Origin of the sequence: Pedobacter sp. Hv1 (assembly GCF_001412215.1) — a bacterium.
GTDB lineage: Bacteria > Bacteroidota > Bacteroidia > Sphingobacteriales > Sphingobacteriaceae > Pedobacter.
Window position 1 is genome coordinate 189,292 of record NZ_LLWP01000012.1, and the last position, 16,354, is coordinate 205,645.

Genomic DNA, 16,354 nt, shown 5'->3' on the forward strand with positions numbered 1-16,354 from the left:
ACAAGTAAAAAATTATTTTCTATATAATGGGCAACGTTTAAGTAGATACTCTAATGGAGCGGAGTAAGAAGCATCTGTACTGCTAAAGAAAGCCTTGTGGTTCTGACTGTAAATACTGGCATTGGTATCTGTGTAAATGTTCAAATTCACGGCAACATCATATCGTTGGGCAGAATTGGCGTAAGCATATTCAGAAGATTTTACACCCACTACATTTTTGTCGTCTTTCTTTTTGATAGTGGTGTTGGCATTGTCACTGGTAGAGCTGGTTTGTACTCCTTTATTTTGGGTAATGGTACCATCTATTACATACTCTACGCCTAAAATATTACAGATTTCATCCATGGTAAAACCCATCATTTTATCTTTGGTTACACCTGCTTTGATCAAAAGGGCATTGGTGGTCATCGGATTGAGAATGGTATAACCTGCAGAATGTTGCGATAAAAAAGCATAAGTATCTTGTTGTGCTTTATAACCAACTTCTTCGGCACCTGCCTGATGGTCTATTAAAAAATGGAAAGGCAAAATGGCAATCTTGTTATGATGGTCTGCTGGTGAGCCATTCATTACCACCCGGTCATTTTTTCTGGACTCAGAAGGTAAAGTAGGTTGATTGATCACCTCAACTCTTCCGCTAGCATGTACAATCTTTAAGATATCTGATTTTTTGATAGTATACTCTAATGTTTCGCCACTATAGATAAACGTCAGGTCTACATCGTTGATCTTAGTAATCTTGCCCTTCATTTCATCGCCATTTACTTTTAAAATGACATCAACTTTTTCAGGTGCTTGTGCCCATAAGGTTATGGAAAATAGAGAGATTAGGAGTGAGAGGATTAGTTTTTTCATAATGGTATTTTTTAACTTTTAGATAAAAATAATACTTATAAGCGTAATTATTTAGCCTATTTGGAAATATTTTTATATTTTTAGTTTATTCACGATGGGTTAATTTGGGGTTTACATTTTTGAAATGAACTTTTTTTCAGGGTACAAATATTTATTAAAAATTCCTTTAATCTGTATACTTGTTGGTATAGCTGTAAGTTCTTATGGACAACAAAATAGCAAGGTTAAACAAATAGATTCAAGCACTTTAAAAAAAAGTTTTGTAGAGCGGATGCAAGAATTTGCAAAAAGATCTGCCCAACAAAGTGCCGCCGATTTTAAAGCCGATAAAACCCAACTGGTGCAAGAACAGGTGTTTGTAGAGATCAAAAAAATACTGCAAAAAGCCAAGTTATACCTGAAAACAAGCATTGATACGGTTCAGGCCCAAAAGGAATTGTTATCAATTCAGGCAGATGCCGAAATTGCTGGTGATGGCGTATTTAACAATACAGGAACAGCACATACTTATAGAAACCTAACGGCAACTTCCAAAATATTATCGGCTTTGTTAAAAAGAGGACAGAGCCAAAAAAATAGTTTAGACAACCATAAACAGCAGTTGAGCAATCTGAAATATAAATTAGATTCGCTTTCTAGTATAAAGGAACTCTTTGAGTTTCCAACAGATTCTGTACAGCTCTCCAAATATATGCAGGGTCTTAGGGTATTGGCCTACGAGGTTACGCCAATAGATAGTGCTTTAACTAAGGCCATCTCTAGTACCCAACTTTTGCAAAACCAAACCAATTTAGAGCTTTTTAAGCTAGAAAATAGTCATGACGAGGCCAATCTATATTTAAAAGGCATATCAGGTCAGCTTTCTAAAAAAGAGTTTGCCAATATTTGGGAATCGACGGGTTATTTTAGGCCAATTGATCAGATCTTTAAACAAGCTATAGCCAAAGGAAAACTAAACCTGTTGTACTTTGTTCAAAGCAATGTAACCATTATAGGCTGTACACTTTTACTTTTTATCATCTGCTTTACCTATTTGCGGTCGTTGAAAAAGATGTATGAGGAAAGAGAACTATTAAAAGATGACTTGGAAGGGCAGTTGGTGTTGCGTTATCCATTTTTATCGGCTTTGGTAATCATTACCAATCTTTCTCAGTTTTTGTTTGGCTCATCGCCTTTTATATTTAGTCTTATCTTCTGGGTTGTTTCGGCCTTATCGCTCAGTATTTTATTTAGGGGCTTCATTACTAAATATTGGATGATGGTGTGGCTCTTACTTTTGTCGCTCTTTATGCTCGCTGCTTTAGACAATCTGATCCTTCAAGCTACAAGGCTAGAAAGATGGTTAATGATTGTACTGGCACTAATGGGGGTTATTACAGGGCTGATTGTATTTAAAACAGGGAAAAGAAACGAATTAAAAGAAAAACTGATCCTTTATTCTATCGGTTTAATGTTCTTTTTGGAGTTGATCTCGCTAATTGCAAACGTATTTGGCAGCTATAATTTTGCGAAGGCCTTATTGGTTGCGGGCTACCTGAATGTGGTAATTGCCATTATGTTTTTATGGACGGTAAGGTTGATCAATGAGGGGATAAAGCTGGCCTTTAGTATCTACACTAAACAAGATAAAAAGCTATTTTATGTAAACTTTGAGCGTGTAGGGCAAGATGCCCCGATTTTACTCTACTTGCTTTTGGTAATTGGTTGGTTCATTTTGTTTGGACGGAATTTTCCGGAATATTCATTCTTGATCGAACCATTGAGAGGGTTTTTCTCTGATGAAAGGACCTTGGGCAGTTATACCTTTACCATCAATAATTTGTTATTGTTTGTGTTGATCTTATCCATTTCTGTACTGGTCTCAAAAGTGGTTTCCTTTTTTGCAACGGATCAGCGGACTTCATCTAAACAAGATCATAATACCAGAAAGGGTTTGGGCAGTTGGATCTTGTTGATCCGCATTGCGATCATCGTATTGGGCCTATTTCTGGCATTTGCTTCGGCAGGTATTCCTATGGATAAGATTGCCATTGTTTTAGGTGCTTTAGGTGTGGGTATTGGTTTTGGTTTGCAATCTTTGGTTAATAATTTGGTAAGTGGATTGATCATTGCCTTCGAAAAACCTGTAAATCTGGGCGATATGGTAGAGATAGCAGGCAAAGATGGTACGGTAAAATCTATCGGATTTAGGAGCAGTATCATTTCAACTTATGATGGTGCAGAAATTGTAATGCCCAATGGCGATTTATTGAATTCGCACTTGGTTAACTGGTCTACCGGAGCCCATAAAAGAAGAACAGCTATTGTTTTACAGCTTACACATGATAGTGACCTAGAAAAAATTCGGGATATTTTATTGAAGTTGCTGGCTACAGATGAGCGGGTGCTTAGCCATCCAGAACCTTTAGTCCTGTTTCAAGATTTTAAGGATAACCGTATTGAAATGAAACTTTTTTACTGGACCAAACAGCTTAAAGATGTGGCCGAGGTAAAGAGCGATCTGATTGTGGGTATTAACAAGGTTTTTGCAAAGCATGCAATTGTTTTATCGCTGCCACAGCAAGATATTTATATCCATGGCGCTGATGGGAAGAAGAGTACATAATAGGACATTAAAACGCATAAATCATCTAAAAATTAATATAATCTCAAACTTATGATCAAGAAAACATTACTTCTCTGTACTTCATTACTTATTTTCTCTTTTGCAAAGGCCCAAAAGGGGAATAACGGCATCCAGATTGGGGCAAGAGCGGCGTTCCCGACCGAAAAATTGGCAGATGTTGCAAACACAGGCTATGGGGCAACCATAAAAGGGATGTATGGCTTTGGCGCCGATCCTCATCAGATTACTTTAGAGGTTGGTTATAACCAATTTGGCTTAAAAAACCTGCCTGCAAGTGTAAGTGGCCATTATGCAACTATCCCAATTTACACAGGTTATAGGTATACTTTTGGGCATGTTATTATCGACACCCAAGCAGGGGTATCTTTCAATAGCATTAAAGGTTCTGGACCTGGTGGTAGCGCAAGTGGTAGCCAAACGGCTTTTGGTTGGGCAATTGGTGCGGGCTATGTGTACAAAAAGGTAGAATTGGGGGTAAAATACCAAAGTTCAGATGTAAGAGACGACATCTACGATATCAAATTTGTAGCGCTTAGATTAGGGTATAACTTTACGCTTTAAGAAGCGTGTAAGCCTAAATTTAATGGCTAGGAAGGTGGATAGGGATTATATCCACCCTCTTCAATTTACTTGTCGTGCCAACTTGGGGTTAACCCCTTTATACTTTTTGTACATCTTGTTAAAATGGCTTGCGTCTGTAAAACCTAATTTCATTGCAATCTCGTTAATGTTCTGACGTCCATTTTTGAGCAGTTGTTCTGCAGACTTTAATTTGGTTTGGATAATGTGCTGTTGAATGGCAATTTGGCTATGTTTTTTAACATAGATGCTAATGTAATTGGCCGACATGGCAAAATGTGCTGCAATGTTTTCGATCCGCATTTTTTCAGCATCTAAGGCATGTAACCTAATGTAACCCAAAATTTGGGTCAGTTTATCGAGTTCGGTGTTACTTGGGCATTGATCGCCGTATTGTGTGGTAGAGTGGCTTCTGGCCACCATCATCATTACTGCTCCAAAGAGTTCTAATACTACTTCTCTACTGTAAGCGCAGGTTTTGGCAAACTCGGTCAATAAAATTTGTAAGAGCTGATGAAGATGTGTTTTGTCTGCAGCATCTGTAACCAAACTGCCATTAATTGATGAGGGATTTTGCAACAAGGTTTTGATCACTTCCATCCACTTGGCTGTTTTTCCACCTTCCAGTTTTTCAATAAAAAGTTGTTCGTTAAACTTAACAAAAATGAAATCGGTATGCTGTTCAATCTCAAAGTAATGGGCATCTTCTGGTCGCAACAAAAGTACGTCGCCTGCTTGGTAGTTAAACGACATCTCATTTAATATGTGCTTACCACAACCCTTTTCTATAAAAATGAACTCGTAAAAATTATGATTATGGGTCGGAAATTCCCATCGATCAAGTGTTAACCTAAATACATTTAAAGAATGGTAACTGTTGAAACGTTTCATGATAAGGTGCAATAAATTTTTACAAAAATACAATGAAAATCTACAATCATATTCATGTGTTTACAAATATCTTTGTATGGTTAAGAAGAACGATCTTACAAGAGTTAATTTACAATATTAAAATCGATAGAATGAAAGCAATAGGATTTAACACCTCGTTACCCATTACAGCCGAAAATAGTTTTATAGCGTTTGAAACTGCAGAACCAGTGGCAAATGGAAGAAACCTACTGGTGAAAATTACGGCAATAGCTGTAAACCCTGTCGATTTTAAAGTACGTCAGAACAGTGCAAAAGACATCACATTAGAAACGCCAAAGATTATTGGCTGGGATGCTGTAGGAACCGTAGCCGCTGTTGGCGATGAGGTAAGCTTGTTTAAGGTAGGCGATGAGGTATATTATGCAGGAGATATCAACAAGCAGGGATGTAATGCAGAATATCAATTGGTAGATGAACGTATTGTAGGCAAAAAGCCCAAAAACTTAAGTATTGAAGAAGCGGCCGCAATGCCCCTAACTGTGCTTACTGCTTGGGAGATTTTGTTTGATCGTTTACGGATCAATGAAAAGGATAAAGGTAAAACGATATTGATGATTGGTGGTGCAGGTGGTGTAGGTTCTATTGCCATACAAGTGGCTAAAAAAATAGCAGGCCTAACCGTAATTGCTACAGCTAGTCGCCCTGAAACCATTGCATGGTGCAAAGCACAAGGAGCAGACTATGTATTAAACCATAAAGACTTGGTAAACGAGGTACGTCAAGCAGGTTTTCAGTATGTAGATTTTATTTTAGATTTTGTAGATGCCAACTTCTATTGGGATGCCATGGCCGAACTGATTAAACCACAAGGACACATGGCTTCAATTACAGGTTCTGCTGCGCCAGTAGCCTTAAATAAGCTCAAAAACAAGAGTGCAACCTTCTCTTGGGAGTTCATGTACACCCGATCTAGCTTTGAAACCGATGACATGATTGAACAACACCATATTCTTAATCAAGTTGCTGATCTTTTAGACCAAGGTGTGCTAAAAACAACATTGAAAGAAGTATTGATCGGATTGTCTGTTGATAATTTAAAAAAAGCACACCAACAATTAGAAAATGGTACTACCATTGGCAAGATTGTAATTAAGTATTAACAAAATTGGTTGAGTGTTTTAGCTAGAATGCTTGCGATAAATTAATTATTCGATAGGTGTATCCTTCTTCATTTCGTTAATCACCTTGAGCTCTTTTTTGATTTGAACAGTAATAAGTACAATTAAAAAAAGAAAGACTAGGATAGAAGAAATAATGATATAATTGTAAAGGCCAGTAGATACATGGAGCTTAAAAATGGGAAGCATGATGATAAAGCCAATTACATAACTGGTAAATGAAAGAGGGGTTAACCAATAATGAATAACCAATCTTGATTTGTAATAGGCCATTATCTTTTCATTGAACGCTTTAACTTGAAGTGTGGGTGCCAAACTATTGAGTTTGGTTTGAGAAAAGAACTCTACAACAACCCTAAACAATAGGCTACCGACCATCAATGACATTCCTAAACTGAGCTGTGCATTTTTAAAGCCAGAAATGTAGATGAAGAAACAGATCAGAATAATCACCGTGACGATAAGCACGATCTGACCATAGCGCTGTTTCCTTTTAAGGTAAAGGCTGTTTTTAATGATGTTTTTATAACCATTTTTTGGTAATTCAGGAATGTTCCTTTGTACCCATTCAGATTTGATATCGTTAAAGTCGTTCATTTTTTACACATTTAGATAATTGGTTCTTGATCCGATGCAGTCTAATTCTTAACGCTTCATAAGAGATCCCGATGATATTCGAAATCTCTTTTTGAGGCATATCTTGCAGTTCCAATAGAATAATACTTTTATTAACTGCCGATAACTGATTGATGCAGGCATACATGTTTTGGTAACGTCTTTCATTAGAGAATTTTTCTTCCCCAATTTCGTCTACTACATCTACTTTTAATGGCAAAGGCTTTTTCTTCCTTAATTGTTGAAAACAGGTATTTACAGCAATCCGATAGATCCATGTAGATATGCTGGCCTCGTTTCTGAACATCTTGAGGTTCTGCCAAACCTTGATAAAAACTTCTTGGGTCAGGTCTCTTGCCATGTCTTCATCACCATTTACATAGCCCAAGCAAAGACCGATCACCTTATGGTAATTCTCCTCATATATGGTCTCAAATTCTTGTTCGGGGATCATTTAATTTGAAGTTCAGATTTGATCGTTTTTAAAAACCATTCAGGTTGATCATACATGATAAAATGACCAGCGTTTTCAGCGAAATTTAAGGTATAGTTCTTCAAATTTTTATACTGTCCTTTATAATTAGTTTCTACAACAGACTTTCCGTAAGGTTGGGTAGCTGCCAAAATACTTACTGGAATAACGATGTTTGAAAGTTTGTCTCTAAGGTCTAACTTCAACAGATCTACATATCCATAAACGAATGTTTTCCTATCGCTCATGATCATCCAATCGCGTAATTGTTGATGCACGGCTTTATTCAAGCTCATCGATTGGGCCATTTGTTCGGTCATTTTCTTAAAGTCTTGATCATTCATTGCAAGCATTTGTTTGTTATAAGGGCTGTCGTAAACCATGTTCTCGCTTTTGTAATTGGGTATCATCAATACCCCCATTGCTGGTAATGCATCAATAATAATCAACTTAGAGAATGTTTTCGGCTCATCTGCCGCCAACCATAAACCCAATACCCCACCCAAACTATGCCCAATAAGTATAGGATTTTTTAAATGATTGGTTTGAACATACCTACTTATAGCGTCCTTAATTTTTGGAAGCCAAGGAAATGATATGGGAGCCACTTTACCAAAACCAGCAAAGGTGAAAGTATGCACTTGATAATGCGCAGAAAGATCTTTAACTATTCCATTAAAAACTTCGCCAGTATTGGCAAATCCCGGGAATAATAACACAGGTTTGCCTTTTCCAGTAACGGTTACTTCAAATTCTTGCGCCCTCACTTTTGTAATTAAAAGGAGAAAAAATATACAGGTAAAAATTTTAATTGTTTTCATATTCTTTTTTTTTCGCCTTTAGATACATTCATAAAAAAATGTTACCTATTATTTTTTGATTTTTTTTGCAACAACGTTGCAACCAAAATAGAACATTGATCGTCTTGTTTAAAACAACATCAATTTCTTAAAAAAACAACACTATGAAAAATCTTTTGAAACATGTTTACTCGATCGGATTTATGCTGCTTTTTATTTCTTCCATTCAAAAAGCAAATGCACAAGACACTACACAAGTGGCTAAACCCATCCAAAGCTTAAATAAAATTAAACTGGCCCTGTTGGGGATTTTCTACGAGCGTGAGCAGCTTGTATCTACTTCTACAACAGTTTATGGAGGTATTGGTCTGGGTTCAGGGATTTCTTATTCCTATAACAATTGGGCTGGCAGTAAATGGGCCTTTAGCATGAGCCCTTCTGCTTATGTAGGCTTTAGGAATTACTATAAATTAGAGCAAAGGGCCAAAAAAGGCCGTGAAACAAGAAACAACTCAACTAACTTTTTTGGTGCTGAGATTGGAGGTTCAACCAAGGCGATCATCGAAAAAAATACCCGTCAAAAGGGTGGTATGGGCTTAGCGGCATTTTGGGGAATTCAGCGAAGCTTAGGCCGGAAAGTCAATTTTGAACTTCAACTGGGCCCTATGCTGACCACTGATTTTGATGAAGTGAAATTACAGCCAATTTCTGGAAGAATTGGGTTTAGTTATATCCTTTAACAATTTTGCCTAAACCCATGGTTTGTGTCTACGCAAACTATGGGTTTTACGCAAAACAAAATTTTTCTTATTTTTGCATTCGTAAACAAAACCACCAACCATGTAGGATCTGATTTCTTTCGGTAAAAATAAATAGGGCCAGCTTGCTGAGTTCCCTATCATTATTCACACTTAAAAAAGAAATCATGTTAATTCTTCAAGATATTACTTATCTGCATCCCAATAAAGATGCATTGTTTACTTCGTTAAACTTAGTGGTTAATCCACACGATAAAATTGCACTTATTGGTGCCAATGGTGTTGGAAAATCTACCCTTTTAAAAATATTATCAGGCCAACTGTGCCCTTTAACCGGAGTTGTAAAAGCAAAGTCGAAAGCATATGTAGTACCGCAACTTTTTGGACAGTTTAATGGCTTTACCATTGCACAAGCCTTACAGGTTGACGATAAGCTCCAGGCATTGACCGAAATTTTAGCTGGAAATGCGACTCTCGAAAATATGGAATTGCTTGATGACGATTGGACCATTGAAGAGCGTTGCAAAGAAGCCATGGCCCATTGGGGCTTAGCAGCATTGGATTTAAACCAACAGCTAAGCACCCTAAGTGGAGGGCAAAAAACCAGGGTTTTCTTAACAGGAATGGTCATTCATCAGCCCGAACTTGTTTTGTTAGACGAACCTACCAACCATTTGGATGATTGGAGTAGAAACAAGCTTTATGCCTATATTCAATCTACCAAACAAACATTGGTAGTGGTAAGTCACGATCGCACACTACTCAACCTGTTGGCTAGTGTATACGAGCTGAACAAAAATGGGATCACAGTGTATGGCGGTAATTACGATTTTTATCTACTCCAAAAAACGATCAAACAAGAGGCCTTGAACCAAGAGTTCAAAAGCAAAGAAAAAACACTTCGTAAGGCCAAAGAAACTGAAAGGGAAGCTTTAGAGCGGCAGCAAAAATTAGATTCGCGTGGTAAAAAGAAGCAAGAGAAAGCGGGAATGCCCACCATTGTAATGAATAGTTTGAGAAACAGTGCAGAACGGAGTACCTCGAAAATGAAAGGAGTACATGCAGAAAAAGTTGGCAATTTGACACAAGAACTGAGTAGGTTGCGCAGTGCCTTACCCGATAAAGATCAAATGAAATTGGATTTGGTCTATACTCGCTTGTTTAGGGGGAAGCCATTGGTTACAGCAAAGGGTATTAATTTTGGCTATGAGGATAAATTGCTTTGGAAACAACCACTTAATTTTCAGCTTACCAGTGGACAACGGATTGCGATCAAAGGCTTAAATGGATCGGGTAAAACCACATTGATCAAAATGATATTGGGTAAAATTGAGCCACGGTTTGGCACAATGGAGCGAACGGCAATCCATGCACTTTATATCGACCAAGATTATTCATTGATTGATGACCAACTAACGGTATATGAACTGGCACAAAAATACAATACAGGGACTTTACAAGAACATGAGATCAAGATCAGACTAAGCCGTTTTCTATTCAACAGCTCATGTTGGGATAAGCCTTGCGCAGCCCTAAGTGGGGGCGAGAAGATGCGTTTAATGTTGTGTACTTTGACTATGCAACAACAAGCTCCAGAGCTGATGGTATTGGACGAGCCTACTAATAACCTAGATCTGCAGAACATAGAAATTTTAACAGCGGCCATTAACGAATATCAGGGAACACTTGTTGTAGTGACACATGATGCTCATTTTCTCGAACAGATCAATGTAGCAGATGCAATTGTAACAATAAGAGATAATTAAGGCCTAAAATTGATTGGTTTTTACACCTGTTTTTTTCTGTTTTATACCGAACTTTGATGGTATGGTAACGTTAAAAGAAATACAGGAAGCAAGCACAATAGCAATACAACAACTGGCGAATAACCCGCTTATTGCCCAAAATCTTAAAGATGTATTTCCACACCCTTATGCTTTGGCTAATGCAGAAGAATTTATGGCCTTGGCCAAACAAGGGGTGTTGGGTCATGTTTTTGGCATTTTTGTAGATGAAACCTTTATTGGGGTGTGTAGGGTTGTACCACATGGAGATATTTACCGCAATAATGCAGAAATAGGTTATTGGATTGGCGAACCTTATTGGGGAAAAGGTTATGCAACCCAAACGGTACAGCTTTTAACTGACTTTGCTTTTAACGAGCTACAAGTTTTAAGGGTTTTTGCAGGGGTTTTTAGTCCCAATAAAGCCTCTATGCGAGTATTAGAAAAAGCAGGTTATACATTAGAGGCAGTCTTAAAATCGGCCATTGTTAAAAATGAAGTGATTTTAGACGAACATTTGTATCGGATATTCAATCCAAACCATCAAAAACTATAACCATGAGTACAAACATCGCCGAACATATTGCCAGCAAGATGGGTTATCCCCAATTAATGGAGCTGTTGGGAGAAGAGTTGAGCGGAACAGCACTTAATTCGTTGTTGTTGGCTGTGTTTAACCAGCGTATGGCCACACAGGCACCTACCAGCTTATTGAAACAATATGCTCAAAATAGATTAGTTAAGCCCGCTGCGGTTAATGTATTGCGTTTAAAGACACAAGAACTCGCTACACTACAGTTTTTCTGTAGCCAACGTTTCGAACCTATAGAACTTTCTCCTGTTGCACAGTTAGGCACCTGTTCGGTTTTTGGCATTACCAATCAACAAAAAGTCCTTACTGCTTTAAGAAATAGTGAAGTTCAGGCCGATGCAACCAACAGCCTTGCCTTACATTATGCCTTTTTAAAGAAAAACAATGTGAAGATGTTTGGTACCCATAGATTTGCTACCGTAAATAGGCTCTTGCGTACCCCTTTAACCGAAATAGAAGGGCATACTCCACATTTTTCTATTGGTTGTTTGGTAACTGCAGGGGTAGATACAGGGAGTTTTGAATTTGAAAAATTAGCCCTTTACGAGCATCTTTCTACACATGCGCAATTGCTAAAGAACATTTATCAGTGTAAAGAAGTGAGTTTCTCTATCATCCCATTAAACTTGGATGGCAATGGAGAGCGCATGTTGGAGTTTTGCTTAGCTCATTTGAAAGCACAAATGCCAGGATTTGAGATTAGCGTTAAAGCCAATAATCCAACCCAAAATTATTATCAGGGCCTTCAGGTCAAAACGCATATACAGATAAATGGTGCCCAAATTGATATTGGCGATGGTGGTTTTGTAGATTGGAGCCAACAATTATTAGGGAATAAAAAAGAAAGGATGTTTACCAGTGCCATTGGTATTCAATATCTGCATGTTTTACTTGGAGACCTATGGAAACAGGAAGGGTAGTTTTTGAACAGACCCAGCCCGATTATTTACAGATCTGTTACCCTGCAGTGGGTTTAGCTGATCTGGTGGAGTATTATTTTGAGCTAGATTTAAGCACCCGCTCTACACCTTTTTCAATAGTAGCCTTACCCAGTTTAAATACACTGATTGCGTTTCCATTAACATCAACCACAAAAAGCTATTGCTCACATTTTAACCAAACCGAAGAACTTTTAATCGGACCAAAAATATTGGGTAACCTGAGCCATGCGCTTACCTGCACTTATGCGGTAGGAGCCAAAGAGTTTTCAGTTAAATTTAAACCTGGGGTTTTACAGCAGTTTTTAAAAATAGGGGTAACTGAGCTGACCAACAGTCACAGCGAATTAGCAGATCACCTACCATTAAGCTTAATTGAAGCCATTGTAAAGGCCAAGGACTTTAATGAAAGGATCGCCTTAATGGAAGTGTATTTAAGTGGTAAAATAGAAGCGATCAATGCACATAAAAAACTCAAAATCGTACAAAAAACGATTGCTGTCATGGCCGATGAAAAAGAGCTCATGTCGATAGCTACAATCTGTAAACAGGTTGCAGTTTCTAGTGCAACATTAACCCGATATTTTAATGAGATCTTAGGTCTTTCGCCCAAACAATGTTTTAAGATATTGCGGTTTAAAAATGGATTGAAACATTACCAGAGCTTTGGGAGCAATTATGTGTATGATGAAATTGGTTATACAGACTTTTCACATTTTGTGAAGGATGCTAAAAACCTAACCAGCAAGGTTCCTTCTGGTTTATAGTTTAAAGAGGAATGAATGCTTTGAGTGGGTAAAGTTTAACCTAAAAGAGTATTTTATTGGTCTTTACAGCATATTTCTATTCTTTTTTTATTGAAAACTGAAAAAACAGTTAAAAAGATTTCTATAATTAAAAGTTTAGTTATACATTTATACCACACACAAAAACACACACACAAATGAAAAAACAATTATTAACGGCAATTGCCGTCTGTGTATCCCTATGCGGATACGCCCAAACAAAAGGTACCAATGCCTTAGGCTTCGGGATCAATTCATTTACACAGAAATCTTCTGGCACAAGTGGTAAAAATGAGATTAATTCTAACTTCTTTAGCTTTAGTTATGGGCATTTTATCAAAGAGAATGTGAAACTTGGAATAGACTTAAATTATGGTAAAAACGAGCAAAAATATGCAAGTTTTAGTAATCAAATGTCCAAAATTTACGGAGGAAATATCAATTATCAAAGATACTTTCCTATCGTAAAAACCCTATATGCCTATGCTGGTGGCAAAGGCGGTTATACTTATACCGAGAGTAGCGCCGAAATGGCGGGTGTTACAAGAGTAGTAAGTACGGGCAATGAATATGCAATAGGCGCTTATGGCGGCGTAACTTGGTTTGTATCTAAAAGATTAGCATTAGAAACCAGTCTATTATCTGCTAATATAGCTTATAATCAGACTAAAGACAAAAATACTGGTTATGACAATAATTCTAAAACTACCCAAACCACTTTTAATATGAGTACTCAAGGGTTTATCAATAACCTTAGCTTTAAAATCTACCTTTTGTTCTAATTTTCCTTCTAGTTTTAATTATACTCTATTACAATGGCTCCATACTTAATAACTATGGGGCTTTTTTGTGGACTAATGCATTAACTCAACTGGATGCTAAATTCAGTACATTGTGGTGCCACAGTTTTTAAAGAAAATTCATAACCATGGTTCAATAAAATTTCCCTTACCAAGGTTAGACCAATGCCTTGTCCGTCTTTTTTGGTGCTAAAGAAAGGACTGAACAACTGCTCGGTATCATTTTCGGCAATGCCCTTACCATTGTTGCTAATAATGAGCTTTCGACTGGCCAAGTCTAAAGTGAATTGAATAGTGCCTGTTGTTTCAATAGCATCGATGGCATTTTTTACAATGTTGATCAAGGCCTGCTCCATTTGTTGCACATCGGCAAAAATAAGATAGGGATCTGCAGGAAGCTGAAACTCAAATCGGATAGCCTTATCATTGGTAGAGAATTGCATGAGTTCTGCTACAGATCTAATCAAAAGCACAAGATCTACTTTTTTCTTATTCGCTTCTGGCAGCTTAACCAGCTCTGCAAAATTGCGCATAAAAATATTGAGATTTTGGTTGCGGTCAATGGCCACTTGTAAAGCTGTTTTTAACAATTGGCTCTGCTCTTGCTCCCAATTGTTCTTTTGCAACAAGGCCATGTTAATGATGGAGTTTACTGGTCCAACGGTATTATTTACCTCGTGCGCCATCATCCGAATAACCTTGCTATACACCTGTTTTTCTGCGGCAAAGATTTCTGCGGTTACTTCTTCCATCATTATGAAGACCCTTTCAAAACCCATATCTATAAACCTAGATTTTTGGATTTTGTAGGTACGCAATCCATCTATCTTCAACATTTTGGATGATCCTGTTTGGATTGCTGCTAACTGTTCAAAAACTTCGGGATGCGCATTTAATATCGATTGCGCTTTTGGATTGACCTGTTTGAGTGCTCCATCATAATCTAGAATAATGATGCCTGTAGGTGAGGTCTGGATCAATTTTTCTAAAAAGAAATGTTGCTCTTGTTGTGTGGTGCGTTCATTCCTTAAGGCGTCGATCATTTTGTTGTACACATCTACCAATTCATCAACTTCTCCTTTACCCGTTGGTAAAAACTTTACGTTAAAATCTTGATCTTTAATGGCATTAACACCCTGTTTTAAATAAATTAATGGCCTAATCAGTTGTCGGTATAAATTAATAGCAATTACAATAGAGATGATGATCACAATTTCTGCAATCATGAAAAAGCCAATTTCATGCTGCCTAAAAATGAAATAGCTCATCACTAAACACAAGAGGTGAATGGCTGCAATAAAGACAATATATTTAGTCTTCAGTTTCATTGAAAGGGATTTGGTACTTTTCCAATCTACGGTACAAAGCATTTCTGGTGATACCCAAAGATGCGGCGGCTTTGGTGATCCTGTTTTTGTGAAAGCTCATGGCTTGTTTCACCATTTCAGCTTCCATTTCATCGAGGGTCATGGTACCCACACCGGGTAATTTACTTGGTGTATTTTTTAGTGGGGCAATATTTAGTTGTGCCTGAAAATCGTCGATACCCAACTCGTTGGTATTACTGATCAAAACAGTTCGTTCTACCAGATTTTTAAGTTGTCTGATATTACCAGGTAGGGAAAGTTGTTGCAACCAACGCATGGCTGGAGTTGATATTGTTAAGTCTGGTCTATTATAGATTTCTTTGAGGTTGCCCATAAAGAAATTAACCAATAAGGGGATGTCGTTCGGTCGCTCTCGCAAGGCTGGCAAGTGTATGGTAATGAGGTTGATCCGATACAAAAGGTCTTCTCTAAACAAGCCAGCATTCACCATGTCGTTCAGGTTTTTATTGGTGGCACACACCACTCGGGTATCTACAGTTTTGGTACGGCTACTTCCTAAAACCTCATAAGTTCTGTCTTGTAAAACACGTAATAGCTTAACTTGGCTGCTGGCTTCCAGATCGCCAATCTCATCTAAAAAAATGGTTCCTTTATTGGCCATCTCAAAACGTCCAACCCGATCAAAACGGGCATCGGTAAATGCACCACGAACATGCCCAAACATTTCACTTTCAAACAAAGAAGAAGAAATGCCTCCTAAGTTTACTTTTACAAAAGGTTTGGCAGCACGGGTACTGTTTTCGTGGATGGCTTCGGCAATCAGTTCTTTGCCAGTTCCACTTTCGCCAGTAATTAAAATAGAAGCATTAGTAGGGGCTACCCTGCCAATGGTTTCTAAAATGGTTAATAGATTGAGGTCTTCGCCTATAATCTGTTTGAAATTATATTTTTTATCCAGCTCTTTGCGGTTGCGCGATAAAGGTCTTTTACCACCCAATTGGAGTAGGGTTTGTACAGATTGGAGTACGTAATCGTTATTCCAGGGTTTGTTGATGAAATCGTTGGCTCCCAATTTCATGCCCTGTACTGCCAGTTCAATGCTGGCCCAACCTGTAATGAGTATAATTGGAACTTGGGTATTAAAAACCCTGATCTTGGCCAAGAGGTCCATGCCTTCTTTGCCCGAAGTATCGATAGAAAAATTGAGGTCGAGAATAACCAGTTCAGGCCTTCCAGTTTTTAAGAGCTGGAGGGCCTGAATCGCATTATCGGCAGTATCAACTTCATATCCTGCATCTTTTAAAAGCAGCGACATGGAAGTTCTTACCGCAATATCATCATCAACAATTAATATCATTATGCGAAGTTAAG

The 16,354-nt window shown here is 37.8% G+C and carries 16 protein-coding genes; 9 read left to right on the top strand and 7 right to left on the bottom strand.

From position 1 onward, the window contains the following. Nucleotides 1–12 precede the first annotated feature (12 nt). Nucleotides 13–855 carry a hypothetical protein gene (locus tag AQF98_RS21015; RefSeq protein WP_055133936.1) on the bottom strand — a complete coding sequence of 281 codons (843 nt, stop codon included), beginning with the start codon at nucleotides 853–855 and terminating at the stop codon, nucleotides 13–15. 124 nt (nucleotides 856–979) lie between these two features. On the opposite strand from AQF98_RS21015, the gene AQF98_RS21020 reads away from it, so the two are divergent. Together AQF98_RS21020 and AQF98_RS21025 are read left to right on the top strand one after the other, a co-directional pair. Further along, nucleotides 980–3,460, top strand: coding sequence for a mechanosensitive ion channel family protein (locus tag AQF98_RS21020; RefSeq protein ID WP_082435217.1), 2,481 nt, complete (start codon nucleotides 980–982; stop codon nucleotides 3,458–3,460). Nucleotides 3,461–3,511: 51 nt separating this feature from the next. Then, complete coding sequence (locus AQF98_RS21025; RefSeq protein ID WP_055133937.1) at nucleotides 3,512–4,042, top strand: outer membrane beta-barrel protein; 531 nt, start codon at nucleotides 3,512–3,514, stop codon at nucleotides 4,040–4,042. 60 nt (nucleotides 4,043–4,102) lie between these two features. On the opposite strand, the gene AQF98_RS21030 is transcribed toward AQF98_RS21025, so the two are convergent. Continuing rightward, nucleotides 4,103–4,951: a helix-turn-helix domain-containing protein gene (locus AQF98_RS21030; RefSeq protein WP_055133938.1), complete on the bottom strand. Its 849-nt coding sequence runs from the start codon at nucleotides 4,949–4,951 to the stop codon at nucleotides 4,103–4,105. 32 nt (nucleotides 4,952–4,983) lie between these two features. Here AQF98_RS21030 and AQF98_RS21035 point away from each other — a divergent pair, with 32 nt between their 5' ends. Then, complete coding sequence (locus tag AQF98_RS21035; protein ID WP_235524279.1) at nucleotides 4,984–6,093, top strand: zinc-binding alcohol dehydrogenase family protein; 1,110 nt, start codon at nucleotides 4,984–4,986, stop codon at nucleotides 6,091–6,093. A gap of 45 nt (nucleotides 6,094–6,138) precedes the next feature. Here the strand turns inward: AQF98_RS21035 and AQF98_RS21040 are convergent, their stop codons facing one another. From AQF98_RS21040 to AQF98_RS21050, 3 genes are read right to left on the bottom strand one after another with little or no spacing between them, the layout of a single operon-like run. After that, nucleotides 6,139–6,708 carry a hypothetical protein gene (locus AQF98_RS21040; RefSeq protein WP_055133939.1) on the bottom strand — a complete coding sequence of 190 codons (570 nt, stop codon included), beginning with the start codon at nucleotides 6,706–6,708 and terminating at the stop codon, nucleotides 6,139–6,141. Further along, complete coding sequence (locus AQF98_RS21045) at nucleotides 6,695–7,180, bottom strand: RNA polymerase sigma factor (RefSeq protein WP_055133940.1); 486 nt, start codon at nucleotides 7,178–7,180, stop codon at nucleotides 6,695–6,697. The genes AQF98_RS21040 and AQF98_RS21045 overlap by 14 nt, the downstream gene beginning before the upstream one ends. Continuing rightward, nucleotides 7,177–8,019, bottom strand: coding sequence for an alpha/beta fold hydrolase (locus tag AQF98_RS21050; RefSeq protein ID WP_055133941.1), 843 nt, complete (start codon nucleotides 8,017–8,019; stop codon nucleotides 7,177–7,179). The genes AQF98_RS21045 and AQF98_RS21050 overlap by 4 nt, the downstream gene beginning before the upstream one ends. 143 nt (nucleotides 8,020–8,162) lie before the next feature. Between AQF98_RS21050 and AQF98_RS21055 the strand changes: the two genes are divergently transcribed. The 6 genes from AQF98_RS21055 (at nucleotide 8,163) to AQF98_RS21080 (ending at nucleotide 13,637) form a co-directional block, all read left to right on the top strand. Next, the gene (locus AQF98_RS21055) at nucleotides 8,163–8,738 is read left to right on the top strand and encodes a hypothetical protein (protein ID WP_152969779.1); all 576 of its coding nucleotides are present in this window, start codon (nucleotides 8,163–8,165) and stop codon (nucleotides 8,736–8,738) included. 185 nt (nucleotides 8,739–8,923) lie between these two features. Continuing rightward, nucleotides 8,924–10,522, top strand: coding sequence for an ABC-F family ATP-binding cassette domain-containing protein (locus tag AQF98_RS21060; RefSeq protein WP_055133943.1), 1,599 nt, complete (start codon nucleotides 8,924–8,926; stop codon nucleotides 10,520–10,522). A gap of 61 nt (nucleotides 10,523–10,583) precedes the next feature. Then, the gene (locus AQF98_RS21065; RefSeq protein ID WP_055133944.1) at nucleotides 10,584–11,096 is read left to right on the top strand and encodes a GNAT family N-acetyltransferase; all 513 of its coding nucleotides are present in this window, start codon (nucleotides 10,584–10,586) and stop codon (nucleotides 11,094–11,096) included. Between the two features lie 2 nt (nucleotides 11,097–11,098). Beyond that, nucleotides 11,099–12,052: a hypothetical protein gene (locus AQF98_RS21070; RefSeq protein ID WP_055133945.1), complete on the top strand. Its 954-nt coding sequence runs from the start codon at nucleotides 11,099–11,101 to the stop codon at nucleotides 12,050–12,052. After that, nucleotides 12,034–12,837 (top strand): DUF6597 domain-containing transcriptional factor, encoded by an 804-nt coding sequence (locus AQF98_RS21075; RefSeq protein ID WP_055133946.1) that lies wholly within the window; start codon nucleotides 12,034–12,036, stop codon nucleotides 12,835–12,837. The genes AQF98_RS21070 and AQF98_RS21075 overlap by 19 nt, the downstream gene beginning before the upstream one ends. 176 nt (nucleotides 12,838–13,013) lie before the next feature. After that, complete coding sequence (locus AQF98_RS21080; protein ID WP_055133947.1) at nucleotides 13,014–13,637, top strand: hypothetical protein; 624 nt, start codon at nucleotides 13,014–13,016, stop codon at nucleotides 13,635–13,637. An 80-nt stretch (nucleotides 13,638–13,717) separates the two neighbouring features. Here AQF98_RS21080 and AQF98_RS21085 read toward each other — a convergent pair whose 3' ends face one another. Both AQF98_RS21085 and AQF98_RS21090 read right to left on the bottom strand, forming a co-directional pair. Further along, the gene (locus tag AQF98_RS21085; protein WP_055133948.1) at nucleotides 13,718–14,983 is read right to left on the bottom strand and encodes a PAS domain-containing sensor histidine kinase; all 1,266 of its coding nucleotides are present in this window, start codon (nucleotides 14,981–14,983) and stop codon (nucleotides 13,718–13,720) included. Next, complete coding sequence (locus AQF98_RS21090; RefSeq protein ID WP_055133949.1) at nucleotides 14,967–16,340, bottom strand: sigma-54 dependent transcriptional regulator; 1,374 nt, start codon at nucleotides 16,338–16,340, stop codon at nucleotides 14,967–14,969. The genes AQF98_RS21085 and AQF98_RS21090 overlap by 17 nt, the downstream gene beginning before the upstream one ends. Between the last annotated feature and the right edge of the window lie 14 nt (nucleotides 16,341–16,354).